The sequence below is a fragment of the Escherichia sp. E2562 genome, from assembly GCF_005781075.1.
Lineage (GTDB): Bacteria > Pseudomonadota > Gammaproteobacteria > Enterobacterales > Enterobacteriaceae > Escherichia.
In genome coordinates this window covers 36,167-56,557 of sequence record NZ_VATM01000017.1, presented here as the reverse complement: position 1 = coordinate 56,557, position 20,391 = coordinate 36,167, and the positions used below count along the sequence as shown (strand labels likewise).

17 protein-coding genes are annotated in these 20,391 nt (G+C 50.5%); 11 read left to right on the top strand and 6 right to left on the bottom strand.

All coding sequences use genetic code 11. From position 1 onward, the window contains the following. The first annotated feature begins 282 nt into the window (after positions 1–282). Both malS and avtA read left to right on the top strand, forming a co-directional pair. A complete protein-coding gene (gene malS / locus FEK43_RS18935; protein WP_135408266.1) occupies positions 283–2,313 on the top strand; it encodes an alpha-amylase in 2,031 nt (676 codons plus the stop codon). 174 nt (positions 2,314–2,487) lie between these two features. Continuing rightward, on the top strand, positions 2,488–3,741 hold the full coding sequence (gene avtA / locus FEK43_RS18930) for a valine--pyruvate transaminase (RefSeq protein ID WP_135408268.1): 1,254 nt from the start codon (positions 2,488–2,490) through the stop codon (positions 3,739–3,741). A gap of 141 nt (positions 3,742–3,882) precedes the next feature. Here avtA and FEK43_RS18925 read toward each other — a convergent pair whose 3' ends face one another. Both FEK43_RS18925 and yiaJ read right to left on the bottom strand, forming a co-directional pair. Next, entirely contained in the window at positions 3,883–4,356 is a 474-nt protein-coding gene (locus tag FEK43_RS18925; protein WP_130210026.1) for a 4Fe-4S binding protein, read from the bottom strand. Positions 4,357–4,457: 101 nt separating this feature from the next. Next, positions 4,458–5,291, bottom strand: coding sequence for an IclR family transcriptional regulator YiaJ (gene yiaJ, locus FEK43_RS18920; protein ID WP_130260105.1), 834 nt, complete (start codon positions 5,289–5,291; stop codon positions 4,458–4,460). A gap of 214 nt (positions 5,292–5,505) precedes the next feature. Between yiaJ and yiaK the strand changes: the two genes are divergently transcribed. The 9 genes from yiaK (at position 5,506) to araD (ending at position 13,561) form a co-directional block, all read left to right on the top strand. Then, a complete protein-coding gene (gene yiaK / locus FEK43_RS18915) occupies positions 5,506–6,504 on the top strand; it encodes a 3-dehydro-L-gulonate 2-dehydrogenase (RefSeq protein ID WP_135408270.1) in 999 nt (332 codons plus the stop codon). Between the two features lie 11 nt (positions 6,505–6,515). Further along, complete coding sequence (locus FEK43_RS18910) at positions 6,516–6,983, top strand: YhcH/YjgK/YiaL family protein (protein WP_135408272.1); 468 nt, start codon at positions 6,516–6,518, stop codon at positions 6,981–6,983. A 124-nt stretch (positions 6,984–7,107) separates the two neighbouring features. Further along, positions 7,108–7,581, top strand: coding sequence for a 2,3-diketo-L-gulonate TRAP transporter small permease YiaM (gene yiaM, locus FEK43_RS18905; RefSeq protein WP_135408274.1), 474 nt, complete (start codon positions 7,108–7,110; stop codon positions 7,579–7,581). 2 nt (positions 7,582–7,583) lie between these two features. Next, positions 7,584–8,861 (top strand): 2,3-diketo-L-gulonate TRAP transporter large permease YiaN, encoded by a 1,278-nt coding sequence (yiaN, locus tag FEK43_RS18900; protein ID WP_130258798.1) that lies wholly within the window; start codon positions 7,584–7,586, stop codon positions 8,859–8,861. A 12-nt stretch (positions 8,862–8,873) separates the two neighbouring features. Next, complete coding sequence (yiaO, locus tag FEK43_RS18895) at positions 8,874–9,860, top strand: 2,3-diketo-L-gulonate TRAP transporter substrate-binding protein YiaO (protein ID WP_131161465.1); 987 nt, start codon at positions 8,874–8,876, stop codon at positions 9,858–9,860. A gap of 3 nt (positions 9,861–9,863) precedes the next feature. Further along, entirely contained in the window at positions 9,864–11,360 is a 1,497-nt protein-coding gene (gene lyxK / locus FEK43_RS18890) for an L-xylulokinase (protein WP_135408277.1), read from the top strand. Continuing rightward, positions 11,357–12,019 carry a 3-keto-L-gulonate-6-phosphate decarboxylase UlaD gene (gene ulaD, locus FEK43_RS18885; RefSeq protein ID WP_135408279.1) on the top strand — a complete coding sequence of 221 codons (663 nt, stop codon included), beginning with the start codon at positions 11,357–11,359 and terminating at the stop codon, positions 12,017–12,019. Before lyxK ends, ulaD begins: the two co-directional genes overlap by 4 nt. After that, positions 12,012–12,872, top strand: coding sequence for an L-ribulose-5-phosphate 3-epimerase (locus FEK43_RS18880; protein ID WP_135408281.1), 861 nt, complete (start codon positions 12,012–12,014; stop codon positions 12,870–12,872). Before ulaD ends, FEK43_RS18880 begins: the two co-directional genes overlap by 8 nt. Further along, positions 12,866–13,561: an L-ribulose-5-phosphate 4-epimerase gene (araD, locus tag FEK43_RS18875; RefSeq protein WP_135408284.1), complete on the top strand. Its 696-nt coding sequence runs from the start codon at positions 12,866–12,868 to the stop codon at positions 13,559–13,561. Before FEK43_RS18880 ends, araD begins: the two co-directional genes overlap by 7 nt. A 164-nt stretch (positions 13,562–13,725) precedes the next feature. Here the strand turns inward: araD and FEK43_RS18870 are convergent, their stop codons facing one another. From FEK43_RS18870 to fdhD, 4 genes are all read right to left on the bottom strand, one after another. Continuing rightward, positions 13,726–14,781 carry a YiiG family protein gene (locus tag FEK43_RS18870; protein ID WP_138158690.1) on the bottom strand — a complete coding sequence of 352 codons (1,056 nt, stop codon included), beginning with the start codon at positions 14,779–14,781 and terminating at the stop codon, positions 13,726–13,728. 211 nt (positions 14,782–14,992) lie between these two features. Further along, positions 14,993–17,299, bottom strand: a complete 2,307-nt coding sequence (locus FEK43_RS18865; protein WP_135408287.1) for a tetratricopeptide repeat protein — start codon at positions 17,297–17,299, stop codon at positions 14,993–14,995. A gap of 1 nt (position 17,300) precedes the next feature. Further along, the gene (locus FEK43_RS18860; protein WP_131161459.1) at positions 17,301–19,136 is read right to left on the bottom strand and encodes an ATP-binding protein; all 1,836 of its coding nucleotides are present in this window, start codon (positions 19,134–19,136) and stop codon (positions 17,301–17,303) included. A gap of 310 nt (positions 19,137–19,446) precedes the next feature. Further along, positions 19,447–20,283, bottom strand: a complete 837-nt coding sequence (gene fdhD, locus FEK43_RS18855; RefSeq protein WP_135408289.1) for a formate dehydrogenase accessory sulfurtransferase FdhD — start codon at positions 20,281–20,283, stop codon at positions 19,447–19,449. Positions 20,284–20,391 lie beyond the last annotated feature (108 nt).

Here is a 20,391-nt window from a genome sequence, read left to right as displayed (position 1 = left end):
TATTTTTCACAAATTTGAGAGTTGAATCTCAAATCATATCAAAAATAGCTGTCAAGAGCACCCCAAGGAATAGTCCAAATCTGAAACTATGTCACGTGTTAACCGTTCAGATTGGCGCTAAATCGCAGAAAATGTGGGGTTTATCGCAAAAAATAAGCTTAAATCTCAGGTGAAATACTCCCCCTTTCGTCTCATCCTGGCGCAATCCTCATCAGGGAGGAGTTTTACCAGTATTATCACTGGCAAACTGGTGAAATTCGCAGCAACAAGGACTCATCCATTATGAAACTTGCCGCCTGTTTTCTGATACTCCTGCCCAGTGTTGCCATTGCCGCCAACTGGACATCTCAGGGATTTCCAACCTTTGCTGAACAAAGTGCAGGAACATTTGTTAGTCATGCCCAGCTGACCAAAGGTACGCGACCGCTGACGCTAAATTTTAACCAACAATGCTGGCAGCCTGCGGATGCGATAAAACTCAATCAGATGCTTTCTCTCAAACCTTGCGACAGCACGCCCCCTCAGTGGCGATTGTTCAGGAACGGTGAATATACGCTGCAAATAGATACCCGCTCCGGCACACCAACGTTGATGATTTCGGTCCAGAACACCACCGAACCGGTAGCGAACCTGGCTCTTGAATGCCCCAAATGGGATGGAAAACCACTGACGCTTAATGTCAGCGGCACTTTCCCGGAAGGTACGGTAGTCCGGGATTATTACAGCCAGCAAATCGCGACGGTGAAGAACGGCCAAATAACGTTACAACCTGCCGCCACCAGTAACGGCTTGCTACTGCTGGAACGGGCAGAAACCGCCACATCCGCCCCTTTCAACTGGCATAACGCCACGATTTACTTTGTACTAACAGACCGTTTCGAAAACGGCGATCCCAGCAATGACCAGAGCTACGGACGTCATAAAGACGGCATGGAGGAAATTGGCACTTTCCACGGCGGTGATTTACGCGGCCTGGCCAACAAACTGGATTATCTCCAGCAGCTGGGCGTCAATGCTTTATGGATAAGCGCCCCATTTGAGCAAATTCACGGCTGGGTCGGCGGCGGTACAAAAGGCGATTTCCCACATTATGCCTACCACGGATATTACACACAGGACTGGACGAATCTTGATGCCAATATGGGCAACGAAGCCGATCTACGGACGCTGGTTGATAGCGCGCACCAGCGCGGTATCCGCATTATTTTTGATGTGGTGATGAACCACACCGGCTATGCCACGCTGGCGGATATGCAGGAGTATCAGTTTGGCGCGTTATACCTTTCAGGTGACGAAGTGAAAAAAACGCTGGGTGAACGCTGGAGCGACTGGAAACCTACCGCCGGGCAAACCTGGCATAGCTTTAACGATTACATTAATTTCAGCGACAAAACAGGTTGGGATAAATGGTGGGGGAAAAATTGGATCCGTACCGATATCGGCGATTACGACAATCCTGGATTCGACGATCTCACCATGTCGCTAGCCTTTTTGCCGGATATCAAAACCGAATCAACTACCGCTTCTGGTCTGCCGGTATTCTATAAAAACAAACCGGATACCCACGCCAAAGCCATTGACGGCTATACGCCGCGCGATTACTTAACCCACTGGTTAAGCCAATGGGTCCGCGACTACGGTATTGATGGTTTTCGGGTCGATACCGCCAAACATGTTGAGTTGCCCGCCTGGCAGCAACTGAAAACTCAGGCCAGCGCCGCACTTCGCGAATGGAAAAAAGCTAACCCCGAGAAAGCATTAGATGACAAACCTTTCTGGATGACCGGCGAGGCCTGGGGCCATGGTGTAATGCAAAGCGACTACTATCGCCACGGATTCGACGCGATGATCAATTTTGATTATCAGGAACAGGCGGCGAAAGCGGTCGATTGCCTGGCGCAGATGGATACCACCTGGCAGCAAATGGCCGAGAAATTGCAAGATTTCAATGTGTTGAGCTATCTCTCCTCGCATGATACCCGCTTGTTCCGCGAAGGGGGCGACAAAGCAGCAGAGTTATTGTTACTCGCGCCAGGTGCAGTGCAAATCTTTTACGGTGATGAATCCTTACGTCCGTTCGGTCCCACCGGTTCTGATCCCCTACAAGGCACACGTTCTGATATGAACTGGCAGGATATCAGTGGTAAATCTGCCGCCAGCGTCGCGCACTGGCAGCGCATCAGTCAGTTCCGCGCACGGCATCCAGCCATTGGCGCAGGCAAACAAACGGCGCTTTCGCTGAAACAGGGGTACGGATTTGTCCGTGAACACGGCGACGATAAAGTAATGGTCGTCTGGGCGGGGCAACAGTAACTTTTCCGGCTTCCCGTGCGGCAGTACGTCGGGAAGCCACCCAGACTAAAATACCATCCTAACCGAAAACCACAGCATAAAGTGTCAACCCACCGTCAACAGCGTGATTTGCACCCTGGCAAATGTAGCGTTATTGTTACCTTCCTTGCTACAGAGTTCGACAGATATCCCGCTATGACATTCTCCCTTTTTGGTGACAAATTTACCCGCCACTCCGGCATTACGCTGCTGATGGAAGATCTGAACGACGGTTTACGCACCCCCGGCGCGATTATGCTCGGTGGCGGTAATCCGGCGCAGATCCCGGAAATGCAGGATTACTTCCAGACACTGCTGACCGACATGCTGGAAAGCGGTAAAGCAACGGATGCGCTGTGCAATTACGACGGCCCGCAAGGAAAGACGGAGCTACTGTCGCTACTTGCCGGTATGTTACGCGAGAAGCTGGGTTGGGATATCGAACCACAGAATATTGCACTAACAAACGGTAGCCAGAGCGCGTTTTTCTACTTATTTAACCTGTTTGCCGGACGCCGTGCCGATGGCCGGATCAAAAAAGTGCTGTTCCCGTTGGCACCGGAATACATTGGCTACGCGGATGCCGGGCTGGAAGAGGATCTGTTTGTCTCTACGCGTCCGAATATCGAACTACTGCCAGAGGGCCAGTTTAAATATCACGTCGATTTCGAACATCTGCGCATTGGCGAAGAGACGGGGATGATTTGCGTCTCGCGACCGACGAACCCAACAGGTAATGTGATAACCGATGAAGAGTTGCTGAAGCTGGATGCGCTGGCGAATCAGCACGGGATCCCGCTGGTGATTGATAACGCCTATGGCGTCCCGTTCCCGGGCATCATCTTTAGCGAAGCGCGCCCGCTGTGGAATCCGAATATCGTGCTATGCATGAGCCTTTCCAAGCTGGGTCTGCCAGGTTCGCGCTGCGGCATTATCATCGCCAATGAAAAAATCATCACCGCCATCATCAATATGAACGGCATTATCAGCCTCGCGCCTGGCGGCATTGGTCCGGCGATAATGTGTGAAATGATTAAGCGTAACGATCTGCTGCGCCTGTCTGAAACGGTGATTAAACCGTTTTACTACCAGCGCGTTCAGGAAACTATCGCTATCATTCGCCGCTATTTACCGGAAGATCGCTGCCTGATTCATAAACCCGAAGGGGCAATATTCCTCTGGTTATGGTTTAAGGATTTGCCGATTACCACCGAGCAGCTCTATCAGCGCCTGAAAGCGCGCGGCGTGCTGATGGTGCCGGGCCACAACTTCTTCCCAGGGCTGGATAAACCGTGGCCGCATACACATCAATGTATGCGCATGAACTACGTACCAGAGCCGGAGAAAATTGAGGCGGGTGTGAAGATTCTGGCGGAAGAGATTGAACGCGCCTGGGCTGAAAGCCATTAAAAATTGCCTGATGCGCTGCGCTTATCAGACCTACATAATTTCTGCAATCAATTGAATTTGTAGGTCGGATAAGGCGTTTACGCCGCATCCGGCATAAACAAAGCGCACAATTCCGGCGTTGAATAACGCCGGAAAAACGTTTCAAACAGGCTGCTGCTGTAGCCGCTGACGCTGGATTTTCTCGACATCCATACATTGCAACGCCTGTGTCGGGCAGGCTTCAACACAGGCCGGTCCCGTCGCCCGATGCCAGCACAGATCGCACTTAATCGCCCTCGCCTTTTTGCGCGCCGAAACCACCTCCATCGCACCAAACGGGCAAGCCAGCATACAGCTTTTACAGCCAATACAACGTGATTGTTCAACAAAGATATGCCCATGTTCGCGGCGAATCGCCTCCACAGGGCAGACATTCGCACACGGAGCATCTTCACACTGATGACAGGCTACTGCAGTGGTCCAGGTATGGTCTTTGATGACTCGAATTCGCGAAATAAACTCGCCCGGCGACAACGCAGAGCAATCCTGATTTTCCTGATGCGACACCGCGCAAGCCACTTCACAGGTACGGCAACCGATACATTTCGTCGCATCCGCAATAATAAACCGGTTCATGATCACTCCTTTGCACTAAAACAGCAGAGTGCCAGAGAGCGCCCCTCTACTGCTTTGATCCAACGAAGGAAATGTTAAAGTTTTGTCACCTGTCTAAAGCGTTATGTGATTGCACTCTGGTCGTCTCTGACAGTAAATCCCAGTTCATTAGAGATGGCCTGAGCGGTTTCACGCAGTGGTTTCAGAAGATTCTTCTCCCCTACCTGTTTCAACCGTGATGTCGAAAGCGAAATCGACACGGCATACGGCACCCGTCGATGAATATCAAATACCGGAACAGCAATACAGGAGACACCGAGCTCATTTTCTTCTCTGTCCATCGCTACTCCGCTTTCACGAATGTGCGCCAGTTCGTCGAACATCGCAGGTAACTCGGTAATGGTATTGCGGGTTAACGGCTGGATTTCATTCTGATGGCTTTCCCAGTACGACTTCACGTAGTCCGGGTGACCAAACGCCATGTAGACCTTGCCCATTGCGGAACAGTAGAGCGGCATATGCTGACCAATATAGGCGCGAGTACGCAGCATACCCGTGGTGGGTTCCAGTTTATAAATCAAAATAGCGTGATCATCTTCGCGACTGGAGAAATTAATGGTTTCGCCGGTGGCGATGTTGAGCGTCTCAAGATGCGGGGCTGCGATATGAATGATATTCAGCGAAGACAAAGCCTTTTGACCGACGGCAATAAATTTGGTGGTCAGGCGGTAACTCCCTGCGGCAGGCGCGGTGGTCACATAGCCACAGGACTGTAATCCCTGCAATAAACGATGGACGGTACTTTTGTTTAAACCTGCCAGTTCTGAGAGATGCGCCAGTGGGCAACCGTTTGGATAGTTACTCAAAATCTCAATCAGCATCAACCCACGAAACAGGCTCTGACTTCCGGCTGGACGCTCTTTTTCCTGTGCCATCTCGTTCTCATTTTTTCCCATCGCTTTTTCCCCATTTTGTCGCGTCCTGATGGTAGCGCAAAGTGTGTCGTAGTTCACGATCTCGACAGATAATTTATAACATTTTGATTTATATGATTTTTGAAAATCATGGCGCGGATTGCTTTGTTAAAAAGCGATCGATATATTTGAAATCAAATTTCGCATAGTGGAATTTTAAGCTAAAAAAGCGTTCAAAAAAACAAGGAAGCCAGGGATGAAAGTGACATTTGAGCAGTTAAAAGCGGCCTTTAATCAGGTCTTAATTTCACGTGGCGTTGGCAGCGAAACTGCCGATGCCTGCGCGGAAATGTTCGCCCGCACCACCGAGTCCGGCGTTTATTCCCACGGTGTAAATCGTTTCCCCCGTTTCATTCAACAACTGGATAACGGCGATATCATTCCTGACGCCCAACCCAAACGCGTGACCAGCCTCGGTGCGATTGAGCAGTGGGACGCTCAGCGCTCAATCGGCAACCTGACGGCGAAAAAGATGATGGATCGCGCCATCGAACTGGCTGCCAGTCACGGAATTGGCCTGGTGGCGTTACGTAACGCCAATCACTGGATGCGCGGCGGCAGCTACGGCTGGCAGGCGGCGGAAAAAGGCTATATTGGCATTTGCTGGACCAACTCCATCGCCGTGATGCCGCCGTGGGGCGCAAAAGAGTGTCGCATCGGCACTAACCCGCTGATCGTAGCCATTCCTTCCTCACCCATTACGATGGTCGATATGTCGATGTCGATGTTTTCCTACGGCATGTTAGAAGTTAACCGCCTGGCAGGTCGTCAGCTCCCGGTAGATGGTGGCTTTGATGATGAGGGCAATTTGACCAAAGAACCTGGCGTTATCGAGAAAAATCGCCGCATTTTGCCGATGGGCTACTGGAAAGGTTCGGGCATGTCGATTGTGCTGGATATGATCGCTACTCTCCTTTCTGATGGCGCATCGGTTGCTGAAGTCACCGAGGATAACAGCGACGAATACGGTGTTTCACAAATCTTTATTGCCATTGAAGTGGATAAATTGATCGACGGCGCCACCCGCGACGCCAAGCTGCAACGCATCATGGATTACGTTATCACCGCCGAACGCGCTGACGAAAACCAGGCTATTCGTTTACCCGGACACGAATTTACTACTTTGCTGGCAGAAAACCGCCGTAACGGTATTACCGTTGACGACAGCGTATGGGCAAAAATTCAGGCGTTATAAGGAGATAGACCATGATATCTGGACATATCACGCAGCCTAATCCGTGCCGTTTACCCGCTGCCATTGAAAAGGCGCTCGATTTTCTGCGCGCTACCGACTTCAACGCCCAGGAACCGGGCGTTGTCGAAATCGACGGCAAGAATATTTTTGCGCAAATTATCGACTTAACGACGCGCCAAGTGGAGGAAAATCGCCCAGAAGTACATCGTCGCTATATTGATATTCAATATCTGGCATGGGGCGAAGAGAAAATCGGCATTGCTATTGATACCGGAAATAATAAAGTCAGCGAATCCCTATTAGAACAGCGCGATATTATTTTTTATCACCATTGTGAAAAAGAATCATTTATTCAAATGACGCCCGGCAGTTACGCTATTTTCTTCCCTCAGGATGTTCATCGACCAGGTTGTATTCTGGAAGCAGCCTCTGAGATACGAAAAGTTGTGGTTAAGGTCGCATTAACGGCGCTGGATTAACCGAAGACTCTTCTACGCCAGAACGACAAGGTAATGTCATTGCGCTAAATATATATACCCTAAATATTTCAAATCGCATCACATGCAATCTGAAGTATGACGGGTATAGCCTAAAGGAATAGCTATGAAGAAAATACTTGAAGCAATACTGGCGATTAATCTCGCCGTGCTCTCCTGTATTGTGTTTGTAAATATTATTTTAAGATATGGTTTTCAGACAAGTATTTTATCTGTAGATGAATTATCGCGTTATTTATTTGTCTGGTTAACATTTATTGGCGCAATTGTGGCTTTTATGGATAACACCCACGTTCAGGTCACCTTTCTGGTAGAGAAACTCTCTCCAGCCTGGCAGCGACGAGTCGCTCTGGTCACCCATTCCTTAATCTTATTTATTTGTGGTGCACTGGCCTGGGGCGCAACGCTAAAAACAATTCAGGACTGGAGCGATTATTCACCGATCCTCGGTTTGCCCATCGGCCTGATGTATGCCGCTTGCCTGCCCACCAGCCTTGTTATCGCTTTCTTTGAACTGCGTCATTTATATCAACTCATCTCGCGCAGCGATTCTGTTACGCCACCACCGCAAGGAGCTTAATCATGGCTGTGCTGATTTTTCTGGGCTGCCTGTTGGGCGGCATTGCTATCGGTTTGCCTATTGCCTGGGCACTTTTGTTATGTGGCGCAGCGTTAATGTTCTGGCTGGAGATGTTTGATGTCCAGATTATGGCGCAAACGCTGGTGAACGGAGCCGACAGTTTCTCCCTGCTGGCGATACCATTCTTTGTGCTGGCGGGTGAAATCATGAATGCGGGCGGCTTGTCAAAACGCATTGTTGACCTGCCGATGAAACTGGTTGGGCATAAACCTGGCGGGTTGGGCTACGTGGGTGTTCTGGCGGCAATGATTATGGCAAGTCTTTCCGGTTCTGCCGTTGCGGATACCGCCGCCGTTGCCGCGCTATTAGTGCCGATGATGCGCAGCGCCAACTACCCGGTCAACCGGGCCGCGGGGCTAATTGCCTCAGGCGGGATTATCGCTCCCATTATTCCACCTTCCATTCCATTTATTATTTTTGGCGTTTCCAGTGGTTTGTCCATCAGCAAACTGTTTATGGCAGGAATTGCCCCAGGCATTATGATGGGCGCAACGCTGATGCTCACCTGGTGGTGGCAGGCCAGTCGTCTTAATTTACCCCGCCAGCAAAAAGCGACAATGCAGGAAATCTGGCACTCTTTTGTCTCCGGTATCTGGGCGCTGTTTCTTCCGGTCATCATTATTGGGGGTTTTCGCTCCGGTCTGTTTACCCCTACCGAAGCCGGGGCCGTTGCTGCTTTCTATGCGTTGTTTGTCGCCACAGTTATTTACCGTGAAATGACCTTCGCCACACTTTGGCATGTGCTAATTGGCGCGGCGAAAACGACCTCTGTGGTCATGTTTCTGGTGGCCTCGGCACAAGTTTCCGCCTGGCTGATTACCATTGCTGAACTGCCGATGATGGTTTCTGATTTACTGCAACCGTTGGTCGATTCACCACGTTTGTTGTTTATCGTGATTATGCTGGCAATTTTGATCGTCGGCATGGTTATGGATTTAACACCAACCGTGTTAATTCTCACTCCGGTATTAATGCCTTTAGTTAAAGAGGCTGGCATTGATCCGATTTATTTCGGTGTCATGTTTATCATCAACTGTTCAATCGGATTAATTACACCCCCCATCGGTAACGTACTTAACGTTATTTCAGGTGTGGCGAGATTAAAATTTGATGATGCAGTCAGAGGCGTTTTCCCTTACGTATTGGTTTTATATTCTTTATTAGCCGCATTTATTTTTATTCCCGATCTCATCATCCTCCCTTCGAAATGGATTAATTAAAAGGAAAATATTATGAAATTACGCTCTGTAACCTACGCATTATTCATTGCTGGCCTGGCTGCATTCAGTACATCTTCACTGGCGGCGCAATCATTACGTTTCGGTTATGAAACCTCACAAACCGATTCACAACATATTGCGGCGAAAAAATTCAATGAATTATTACAGGAGAGAACCAAAGGCGAACTGAAATTAAAACTGTTCCCGGACAGCACTCTCGGTAACGCACAGGCGATGATTAGCGGCGTGCGCGGCGGCACTATTGATATGGAGATGTCCGGCTCGAATAATTTCGCCGGGTTGTCGCCGGTGATGAACCTGCTCGACGTTCCTTTCCTGTTCCGCGACACCGCCCATGCGCATAAAACGCTTGATGGTAAAGTCGGTGATGACCTGAAAGCCTCCCTTGAAGGTAAAGGACTGAAAGTACTGGCCTACTGGGAAAACGGCTGGCGCGATGTCACCAACTCGCGCGCACCGGTTAAAACGCCTGCCGACCTGAAAGGGCTGAAAATCCGCACCAACAATAGCCCGATGAATATCGCAGCATTCAAAGTCTTTGGCGCTAACCCGATCCCGATGCCGTTTGCCGAAGTCTATACCGGGCTGGAAACCCGCACCATCGACGCCCAGGAGCATCCGATCAACGTCGTCTGGTCGGCAAAATTTTATGAAGTGCAGAAGTATCTTTCTCTGACACACCACGCCTATTCACCGCTTCTGGTGGTAATCAACAAAGCGAAGTTTGATGGCCTAAGCCCGGAGTTCCAGCAAGTGCTTATCTCATCCGCGCAAGAAGCGGGTAATTACCAGCGCAAACTGGTCGCCGAAAATCAGCAAAAAATCATCGATGGCATGAAAGCGGCTGGCGTTGAAGTTATTACCGATCTCGATCGCAAAGCCTTTAGCGACGCACTGGGTACTCAGGTCCGCGACATGTTTGTTAAAGATGTTCCGCAGGGTGCCGATCTGCTGAAAGCCGTGGATGAGGTGCAATAAACCATGACGCAATACTGGCTGGGGTTAGATTGTGGCGGTAGCTGGCTGAAAGCCGGGCTGTATGACCGCGAAGGCCGGGAGGCAAGCGTGCAGCGCCTGCCGCTATGCGCATTAAGCCCGCAGCCAGGCTGGGCAGAGCGCGATATGGCAGAACTGTGGCAATGCTGCACTGCCGTCATTCGCGCCCTGCTTACCCATTCCGGCGTCAGCGGGGAACAAATTGTCGGCATCGGTATCTCCGCTCAGGGAAAAGGCTTGTTTTTACTGGATAAAAACAACAAGCCGCTCGGTAATGCTATTTTGTCCTCGGATCGCCGGGCGATGGAAATCGTTCGTCGCTGGCAGGAAGATGGCATCCCGGAAAAACTCTCCCCATTGACCCGACAGACCTTATGGACCGGGCATCCAGTGTCATTGTTACGCTGGTTGAAAGCGCACGAACCGGAACGCTACACGCAAATTGGCTGCGTGATGATGACGCACGACTACCTGCGCTGGTGTTTAACCGGCGTCAAAGGTTGCGAAGAGAGCAATATTTCCGAATCCAATCTCTACAATATGAGCAGCGGTCAATATGACCCGTGTCTCACCGACTGGCTGGGGATCGGTGAAATCAACCACGCCCTGCCACCTGTTGTGGGATCTGCCGAAATCTGCGGGGAAATCACCGCTCAGACAGCCGCACTGACTGGTCTGAAAGCGGGTACGCCCGTTGTCGGCGGTCTGTTTGATGTGGTTTCTACCGCACTCTGCGCCGGGATCGAAGACGAATTTACCCTCAATGCGGTGATGGGCACCTGGGCGGTGACCAGCGGCATAACCAGCGGTCTACGTGACGGTGAAGCGCATCCGTATGTCTATGGTCGCTACGTTAACGATGGTGAATTTATCGTTCACGAAGCCAGCCCTACTTCTTCCGGCAACCTCGAATGGTTTACCGCACAGTGGGGAGAAATCTCGTTCGATGAGATTAATCGGGCCATTGCCAGCTTGCCGAAAGCCGGTGGCGATCTCTTTTTCCTGCCGTTCCTGTACGGCAGCAACGCCGGACTTGAGATGACCAGCGGTTTCTACGGGATGCAGGCCATTCATACCCGCGCGCACCTGTTGCAGGCCATCTATGAAGGCGTGGTGTTCAGCCATATGACTCACCTCAACCGAATGCGCGAACGTTTTACTGATGTTCACACCCTGCGCGTGACTGGCGGCCCGGCGCACTCCGATGTCTGGATGCAAATGCTGGCGGACGTTAGCGGCTTACGTATCGAGCTGCCGCAGGTGGAAGAAACCGGCTGTTTTGGCGCAGCACTTGCCGCCCGCGTCGGCACCGGGGTTTATCGCAATTTCAGCGAAGCCCAACGTGACTTACAGCACCCGGTACGCACCCTGCTGCCGGATATGACCGCGCATCAACTTTACCAACAAAAATATCAACGCTATCAGCATCTCATTGCCGCACTTCAGGGCTTTCACGCCCGCGTTAAGGAGCACACATTATGAGCAGACCACTTCTGCAACTGGCCCTCGACCACTCATCACTTGAGGCCGCACAGCGCGACGTTACGCTGTTAAAAGACAGCGTCGATATCGTCGAAGCGGGCACCATTCTCTGTTTAAACGAAGGGCTTGCCGCGGTGAAAGCCTTGCGCGAACAGTGCCCGGACAAAATCATCGTTGCTGACTGGAAGGTCGCCGACGCTGGTGAAACGCTCGCGCAACAGGCGTTTGGCGCAGGCGCTAACTGGATGACCATCATCTGCGCCGCGCCGCTCGCCACGGTAGAAAAAGGCCACGCGATGGCGCAACGCTGCGGCGGTGAAATCCAGATAGAGCTGTTTGGTAACTGGACACTGGACGACGCCCGTGACTGGCATCGTATTGGCGTGCGGCAGGCCATTTATCATCGTGGTCGTGATGCACAGGCCAGCGGGCAACAGTGGGGCGAAGCCGATCTGGCACGCATGAAAGCGCTTTCCGATATCGGCCTTGAGCTTTCCATTACTGGCGGGATTACCCCTGCTGACCTGCCGCTGTTTAAAGATATCCGCGTGAAGGCGTTTATTGCCGGGCGGGCGCTGGCGGGCGCATCAAATCCGGCGCAGGTGGCTGGCGATTTCCATGCGCAAATCGATGCTATCTGGGGAGGCGCGCGTGCGTAATCATCCGTTAGGGATTTATGAAAAAGCGCTGGCGAAAGATCTCTCCTGGCCGGAGCGGCTGGTGCTGGCAAAAAGCTGCGGCTTTGATTTTGTCGAAATGTCAGTGGATGAAACCGACGAACGGCTTTCACGTCTTGACTGGAGCGCCGCACAACGTGCCTCACTGGTCACCGCGATGATCGAAACGGGCGTTGCTATTCCGTCAATGTGTCTGTCTGCCCATCGCCGTTTTCCTTTTGGCAGCCGGGACGAGGCGGTGCGCGAACGGGCGCGAGAAATCATGAGTAAAGCGATTCGCCTGGCGCGCGATCTCGGCATTCGCACCATTCAACTGGCTGGTTACGACGTCTATTACGAAGACCATGACGACGGCACGCAGCAACGTTTTGCTGAAGGGCTGGCGTGGGCGGTAGAACAGGCTGCGGCATCACAAGTAATGCTGGCGGTGGAGATTATGGACACCGCGTTTATGAACTCCATCAGCAAATGGAAAAAATGGGACGAGATGCTCGCCTCGCCGTGGTTCACCGTCTACCCGGACGTCGGCAACCTCAGTGCCTGGGGCAATGATGTTCCCGCTGAACTAAAACTGGGCATTGACCGTATTGCCGCAATCCACCTGAAAGACACTCAACCCGTTACCGAGCAAAGCCCCGGACAGTTCCGCGACGTGCCGTTTGGCGAAGGCTGTGTCGATTTTGTTGGCATCTTCAAAACGCTGCATGAGCTGAACTATCGCGGATCATTTCTGATTGAGATGTGGACCGAAAAAGCCAAAGAGCCGGTGCTGGAGATTATTCAGGCGCGGCGCTGGATTGAAGCGCGTATGCAGGAGGCGGGATTTACATGTTAGAGCAACTGAAAGCCGACGTGCTGGCGGCGAATCTGGCACTTCCCGCTCACCATCTGGTGACGTTCACCTGGGGCAATGTCAGCGCGGTAGACAACACGCGGCAATGGATGGTAATCAAGCCTTCCGGTGTCGAGTACGACGTGATGACCGCCGATGATATGGTGGTGGTTGAGATAGCCAGCGGCAAGGTGGTGGAAGGCAGCAAAAAGCCCTCGTCCGACACACCAACGCATCTGGCGCTCTACCGTCGCTATGCGGAGATTGGCGGCATTGTGCATACCCACTCGCGCCACGCCACCATCTGGTCACAGGCCGGGCTGGATCTCCCCGCCTGGGGCACCACGCACGCTGATTACTTCTATGGTGCCATCCCCTGCACACGCCAGATGACCGCAGAGGAGATCAACGGCGAGTATGAATACCAGACCGGCAAAGTGATCATTGAAACTTTCGAAGAACGTGGCAGGAGTCCGGCACAAATTCCGGCGGTACTGGTGCATTCTCACGGTCCGTTCGCATGGGGTAAAAACGCCGCCGATGCGGTGCATAATGCCGTAGTGCTGGAAGAATGCGCCTATATGGGCCTGTTCTCACGCCAGCTCGCGCCGCAGCTTCCTGCCATGCAAAACGAACTCTTAGATAAGCACTACCTGCGTAAGCATGGGGCCAATGCTTATTACGGGCAATAATCTCTCACGCCGGGGCTTCAGCGCCCCGGTACTATGAATTGATATACTCCCGTATCCGCACAACACCGCCACTTCGGTTAGCAGCTCGTCTGTTGCAATAGCTCGGTCAGGCTGATGTCCACTGCCATATCCGACATTACATTGATCAGCAAAAGCAAAAACGTTTAACGCAGACGATTATAATCATCGACCATTTCGTTGTACTCGCGTAATGCTTTCGGGAAAGAATCCTGGACCATCCAGCTTGAATTTGCGTCCTGAAGTTGCTCTTTATCCCAGTCAGAGTACGGGACTTTATCTCTGACGCGGCGAACATATTTTTTAGCCTCAAGCTGATACTGGTCTGCCGAAAGGATGAATGAAAAATTCATGCCGCCTTTATCCGCTTCTTTGGCCTGCGCCACCAGCGTTTCCAGTTCAGTCACTTTCTTCATTGCCGCTTCTGCATCAAATTTCTCTTGCGAAATCAGGTTATTAATTTGTTTCGCTGAAATCATGATAGCCAGAGAATAGTAGTGGAATGTTTTCCCTTCTCTTTGTTCAATATTTTTCAGTTCCACAAGCTGGCGCTTATCATTAATTTCCTGAATCGCCGAGTGATAAGATTCCGCAACCGGTTCAAAGGCTTCGATATTTTTCAATAATGCCTGGTGCAGCGTTTTGGCTTTAGCAAATGCGTCGTCTTTATAATTTTCCTGGGTGTAATATTTGTCCATTTCATTAATAGTATTCCCCAGCGCGACTGCGGTATTAATATAATTCAACGCCACGCCATCAATAGGTTGCAGCTCAGGCGTTAACGCCACAACACTTTTCACGCCTTTTTCACACTCAGAAAGACTGGATTCACTAATGCCGTAGATGCCATAAACATGACTCTCTTTACCCGTTGGTCCCTGTTTAAAATCTTTCAGCCAGTCGGCATAACGCGCCAGACTGCTCTGTACAGGGATCTGTAACTTGTTGTAGCACTTAATATAGACATCCATTTTTTCGTCGAAAACCGCTTGTTCATCGACCACCGGTTGCGCAGGCGTTTCAGGTTTAGCTTCTGCTTTTGCAACGGGAGCTTCAGTAGGTTTCGCTTCAGGAGCTGGAGCGGCAGGTTGACTATTGGCGGGCGGGGGAGTTTCTGTTTCGGCTTTTTTATCATCACATCCGGTGATACCGAGGGCCATTATGCCGATAATAATAGCTGAAGATAATAAATTCCTTTTCATTTAATTGCCTTATAAATAGATAAAGAAGAGAGTGAATATAATAAAGGAAAAAAGAAAGCGTCACTACACGCGTTTTGTTTATAAATAAATAGATACAATTCACTGAATGAATAAGTCCTGTAATTTCATATATAAATTACAGGACTTAATTCAATTAACAGTTTAACCGCTGCGGGAGAGAAGTTTCTGCCCCCCGTTATTTAAATCTGCATTACATCCCATAACGTTCAGAAATAGCAGCATGTTTCTCTTCATTCGCTCCGACTTCTTTGGCAAGACGCCACCAGCACAACGGATGTTCCCAGTCAGCGGTCAATTCGTGCAAGGTCTTATCGATATCACCTTTAGAAACTGAACGCGGTGCGCTAATAACAAAATAGAATGCGGGCAGCGGATCAGCGCCTTCTCCCTGATGACTATCGGTTAACGTATAGTCATCATTACTGTTGCTCCAGTAGTACCAGTTTCGTTCACGAAGCGCCTCACGGAAGGCATTAAACTGTTCTTCACCAGGCATAACACCTTCGCAGAACCAGGACTCGCCGTACTCGGTCGGGATAATGGTTTTCAGACACCCATAAAGTGGCGTGAAATTCTTCTGCTCTTCTTCGTCTTCAGGTCGGGTATTCAACATTTCTGCATCGAAAACCACTATTTCATCAACATGTTGCGGGAAATCGGTCCGGTAAGTCGGCTCTATAATCCTTGCTGTTACCGGCCCAATGCGTTGAGCATAGTAGTAGCGGTATTCGTAATTTTCCCGGAAGCGAATGTTTAGCAGCCCCCATTTTTCGTCGATAAAACCTTCGCCTTCTGTGAGTTCGATTTCCAGTTCGGCAGCAATAGCACGCACCAAATCCCATTGTTGCAGGATGCTGGCGGTCGCCATGATATCCCACTGGAGATTACGAATATCTTCTTCACGGCTAATCATCAGTTGCTGCAATTGTTGTAAATAATCCAGCTGTCGCTCCCAGGCTTCCTGTTTTTGTGCTGCCCAGGAGCACATGCGATAAACGCCAACCCACTCACGCCCTTTTTCGTGTTGCAGCAACTGTTGCCCAATCGACTCCAGTTCACTCCAGTCTTCCTGTTGGTTGATCACTCGCGCGCGGAACCACAAGGCCATATGTAGCAGCCCCGCCTGTTCATACTGCTTCGCCAGATGCTCGATAGTTTGCAGATCGTCACGGTGGAGCAAGAGATCCAACAGATCGAAGCAAAGTCCATTATCTTCCTGAAGATGGCTTTCAACGTAGCGTTGCAGGAGTTCAATCGATTCATCAATCGCATTGCAGGCGTTTAACGCATTGACCAGCTTGCCCAGCAATTCCGCATCATCAGGCGTGTTCAGATAAGCGCGGCGGAATGTTTCTACGTCTTTTTCTGGATCTGGTTGCGTTTCTTCATCGCTATTTTCAGGTACTTCTACAACCGGACGAGCCAGCAACTCTGCTTCTTTGGCGGCAATTTTTTCACTCAGTTCGAGAAATTCGCGATCGACGCCCAGTAACGCGCGTAATTTTGGCATGTGTCGCTGGGCCAGTTTCATCGCTATTTTGGCAACCCAGACGGATTCACGCTCCAGCGCCAGGGTAATTTGCAGTTTCGCCAGATCAACCACTTTGCGGTGCGCCCCGGCCTGTGAGCGGTGCTCCAGCATTTTTTGGATGATGCGCGCCAGTTGCCAGTTATTTCTTTGTGGATGGCGAGGCAGTAGCGCAGTGATAATCTTGATCCAAATCCCCCACGAAAAAGGCGTAAGATCAGCCCAGCGCGGCAACTCTGCCCATACTTCTTCGTCCTGTCCACACAACGCCATGATATACAGTTTTTTCAACTGATAACTGATACGGTCGCGCCCCCAGTAATCATTTTCTTCTGCCAGTTCATCAATCAATTTGCGTGCTTCATCGTAGCGCTGTAGTTCAATCAAAATATCGGCACGGGTATTCAATAATGCTTCAATATCATCATCACCGGATGCTTTAACCGCGTCGATTTGCCGATCCAGGTACGCCAGTGCCTCTTCTGCCCTTTTGGAATCTATCAGTGCGCTGGCATATTCGGTGGACAAACATTGAAAACAGCTCCAGGTCGGATCAATGCGCGCGATAGTTTCTTCACACACCGCCATGCGTTCATTCGCCCAGCCAAGTGCATCAATATTTTCGTAGCAGGCGGATAAATCCTGGGTAACGCAAATAGATTGTGGGCAATCTTTTGCCTCTTCCCGGTGCGCTTTTTCAAACAGCGCCACCACGTCTGGCAGTACTTTTTCGCCTTCTTCGCGGTTAGTGAGACGATGGCGCATTTCCCAGTGACCAATAAAAATCTCCAGCCACGGATTTTTTGCCACCTGGGTAAGCGCTTTTACTTCAGGTAATAGCGAATCGCACTTTTCCATTTGCAGGTGCATAACGCCTTCCGAATAATCATCGATAAGTTGCGGAATATATTCCTGCCCGGCATCGCGCAACTCCTTAGTATATTTGTGGTACCACTCCCATATATCCATTTTATTTTCCTTGATTAATTAAAACGGGAATAACCTGAGTAAAATCTTCCAGTGCCTGATGTAAATCCCACTGCTGTTCTTTATTGCCGCTGGAGCACAAAATCACTTTCAGCGATTTTAATAACCGTAATGCTGCCGCTGGCTGTTGATGGTGTTGTAAGGCAGTCACCAGTTGCATGACACAGGGGTTATTAAGATTGATATACAGACTTGAGGTTTTCGTTTTTTGGATTTGCGAGGTAAATTGCCGCGCCAGCATTAACGCTGCGGTACTGATGCGTTTATCTGCGTCATCCTGTTCGAGAATTTGTTTTAATTCTGCTTCACGGTCTGGCGTGACCACGAGCGGTAAAACCGCTGGTTCGAAGCGGGAGATAATTAATTGCTCGCCATCGCAAAGATGCTCTTCCAGATAAGCCACCTGCTCTTCGGGTAATTCCGCCAGGCTGAACAACTGCTCATTACCTGTTTGCGTACCGACTTCGATAATCCGGCAGTGATATAACAGCGCCCAACGGCGTAAAAATGGCACCACCGCATAGCGATCGCCACGGGCTACGGGCCGTTGCAGAATGTGGAACAACATCTCTTCAAAACCGCCGTCGCGGCTTAACAGAATATGAATGCTGTTATTAACGCGTAAATCCTTCGCCAGCAGCGCCCCTTTTGACGTTGGCACCTGCAAGCGATCTTTGAGCAAATCAAACAGGCGGTCATCACACAATGCCGCACCCAGCAACGCTTCGTTATGGCGCGCTAACACACGCCGCCAGATTTCTGGCTGGTTTTGTGCAAGATCGGACAAACCAGAGATCAGCGCCTCTTTTAACGCCTCCTGCACCGCGACCCAGGTTTCGTCCCGCTGGAGATCTTCCCTGCTCGCCGTCGGCGTCAGTTTCGATGACTCAATCACGCCGCCAATAAATCCGGCCCAGGGCGGTAACAACTCACGCGCTTCGTCATCGAGTAACATGCCGCGCAAAAACAACGACAGGTTGCGGTTATCGCTGGTGCCGTAGGTTGCGCCATCCTGAATCCATAAAATCCCGACCGCATCGCTCATTCCCGCTGGCACCACCGGAATGGTGCAAATCGGTTCGAAGGAGGATTCAAACTGCGCGGCAAAGGCGAGATTTTTACGCTGTACCAGCGCGCGGTGCATGGTTACGCCTTCGGGAGCAACTTCACGCCACGGTGGTTGAAGTTTATTTACCGGCTCGCTGGCATCGCCGACATAGACCGGTTCGTGCAGCAATATGCAGTAGCGGGAAAGAACGCGGTTCAGCAAATTGTTACTCGCCAGATGGCTGTACTCTTCTTTGAGCGTCAGAATCACCTGCGTACCCGTTTCCGAGGACTGATGCGGCGTAACGGTATATTTTTGCCCGTCAGTAGAGTGGTATTTCCAGCTCTGATCCGGCGTTTGCCAGGATGTGGTCAACACCGTGACCTCTTTTGCAAGTACAAATGCAGACAAGAAACCAAGGCCGAACATACCAATTAAACCGGTGTTGTCATCCTGCTGGCGCAACATTCGGGTATAACCCACGCCCACTGTTGCCAGGAAGCCGTGAATTTCGCTTTCTGTCAGACCCGCGCCGGTATCGGTAATGGTGATGGTGGACTTCGCCACGTCTGCCACCACACGAATCGCGTTATCCTTTGGCGCATCGGGCTGCTCAATCCTGCGGCGCACAATCGCATCATGTCCGTTCTGCACCAGCTCGCGCACAGCGACCACGGGGGTAGAGTAAAGGTGCTTACTGAGCACCTCAATTAAGCCGTTTAAATTAACTTCTGTAGAATATGAACTGCCAGGTAACTGTAATGTACTCATTTTTCAATACTCATAATCCATCACCCACTATTGAAAATACATTGCTGTTTTTACAACCGGTGCAAGGTTTGTTATTTGCATTCATTCATCAGAAACATTTATTTATTGACGCGATGATTAAAACAAAATGTCTTATATAAATAATGATTAATTCTTAAAGGATTAATGCGACTGGAGTATATCGATATGAACCGGAATTAACGAGATAATTTATTGCGGTGAAATTATTATTTAAATGGTGAATAATATATTGAGGATTATTTAATAGAAAAATAAAACCGCAATCCAGAATCAGAATTGCGGTATTTCTTTAATTATGAATCAAACGCTGCGGATGCGTATAAACCGTTGCCCGCCCCGGTTTACAAAAGCCCACCAGCGTCAGATTACAGCGCTCGGCCACTTCCACGGCAAGTGTGGTCGCGGCAGACACCGCAAACAAAATCTCTACGCCACACATCGCCGACTTTTGCACCATTTCATAACTGGCACGACTGGAAACCAGCACCGCACCTTGCTGCCAGCTTTCCCCTTCTTGCGCCCGGCGGCCCAGCAGTTTATCCAGCGCCACATGGCGACCCACGTCTTCATGCCCGCCGACCAGTTCGCCAGATGGCAACATCCAGGCGGCGGCGTGAGTACAACCAGTCAGTTGCCCCACTGGCTGGAAATCATTGAGATGACGTAATGCATCATCCAGTTTATTGAGATCAAACGTCTGGGTGAACGGTAGCGGCTGCACCGGTTTTCCGATGTCATTAAGTTGCTCCACGCCGCATACGCCACAGCCCGTACGTCCCGCCAGCGCCCGGCGGCGCTCCTTCAACCCCATAAAGCGGCGGCTGGAAAGCTCAATTTGTACTTCAAGACCATTACAGGAAGGAACGACATCCATGCCGAAGATATCGCGCGGGCTTTCTATAATCCCCTCGGAAAGCGAAAAACCGAGCGCAAAGTACTCAAGGTCTTTGGGCGACGCCATCATCACCACATGCGAAATACCGTTGTAGACCAGCGCAACGGGAACTTCTTCCGCCACCTCATCTAACCGTGGGTGTTGTAAATCGTCACGCCGCCATAACTCAATTTGACGAACACCTGTGATATTTGTCACATTTTTGGTTTCTTTTTGCTGTGTTTTTTTCACTTTCTCTTAACCAGATAAGAACACACACACCAACATTATGGTATTCTGTTACAAACCCTTCCTGGATGGAGGGAAATTGAGCCAATTCTGGACCTTTGCGGCCCCTTC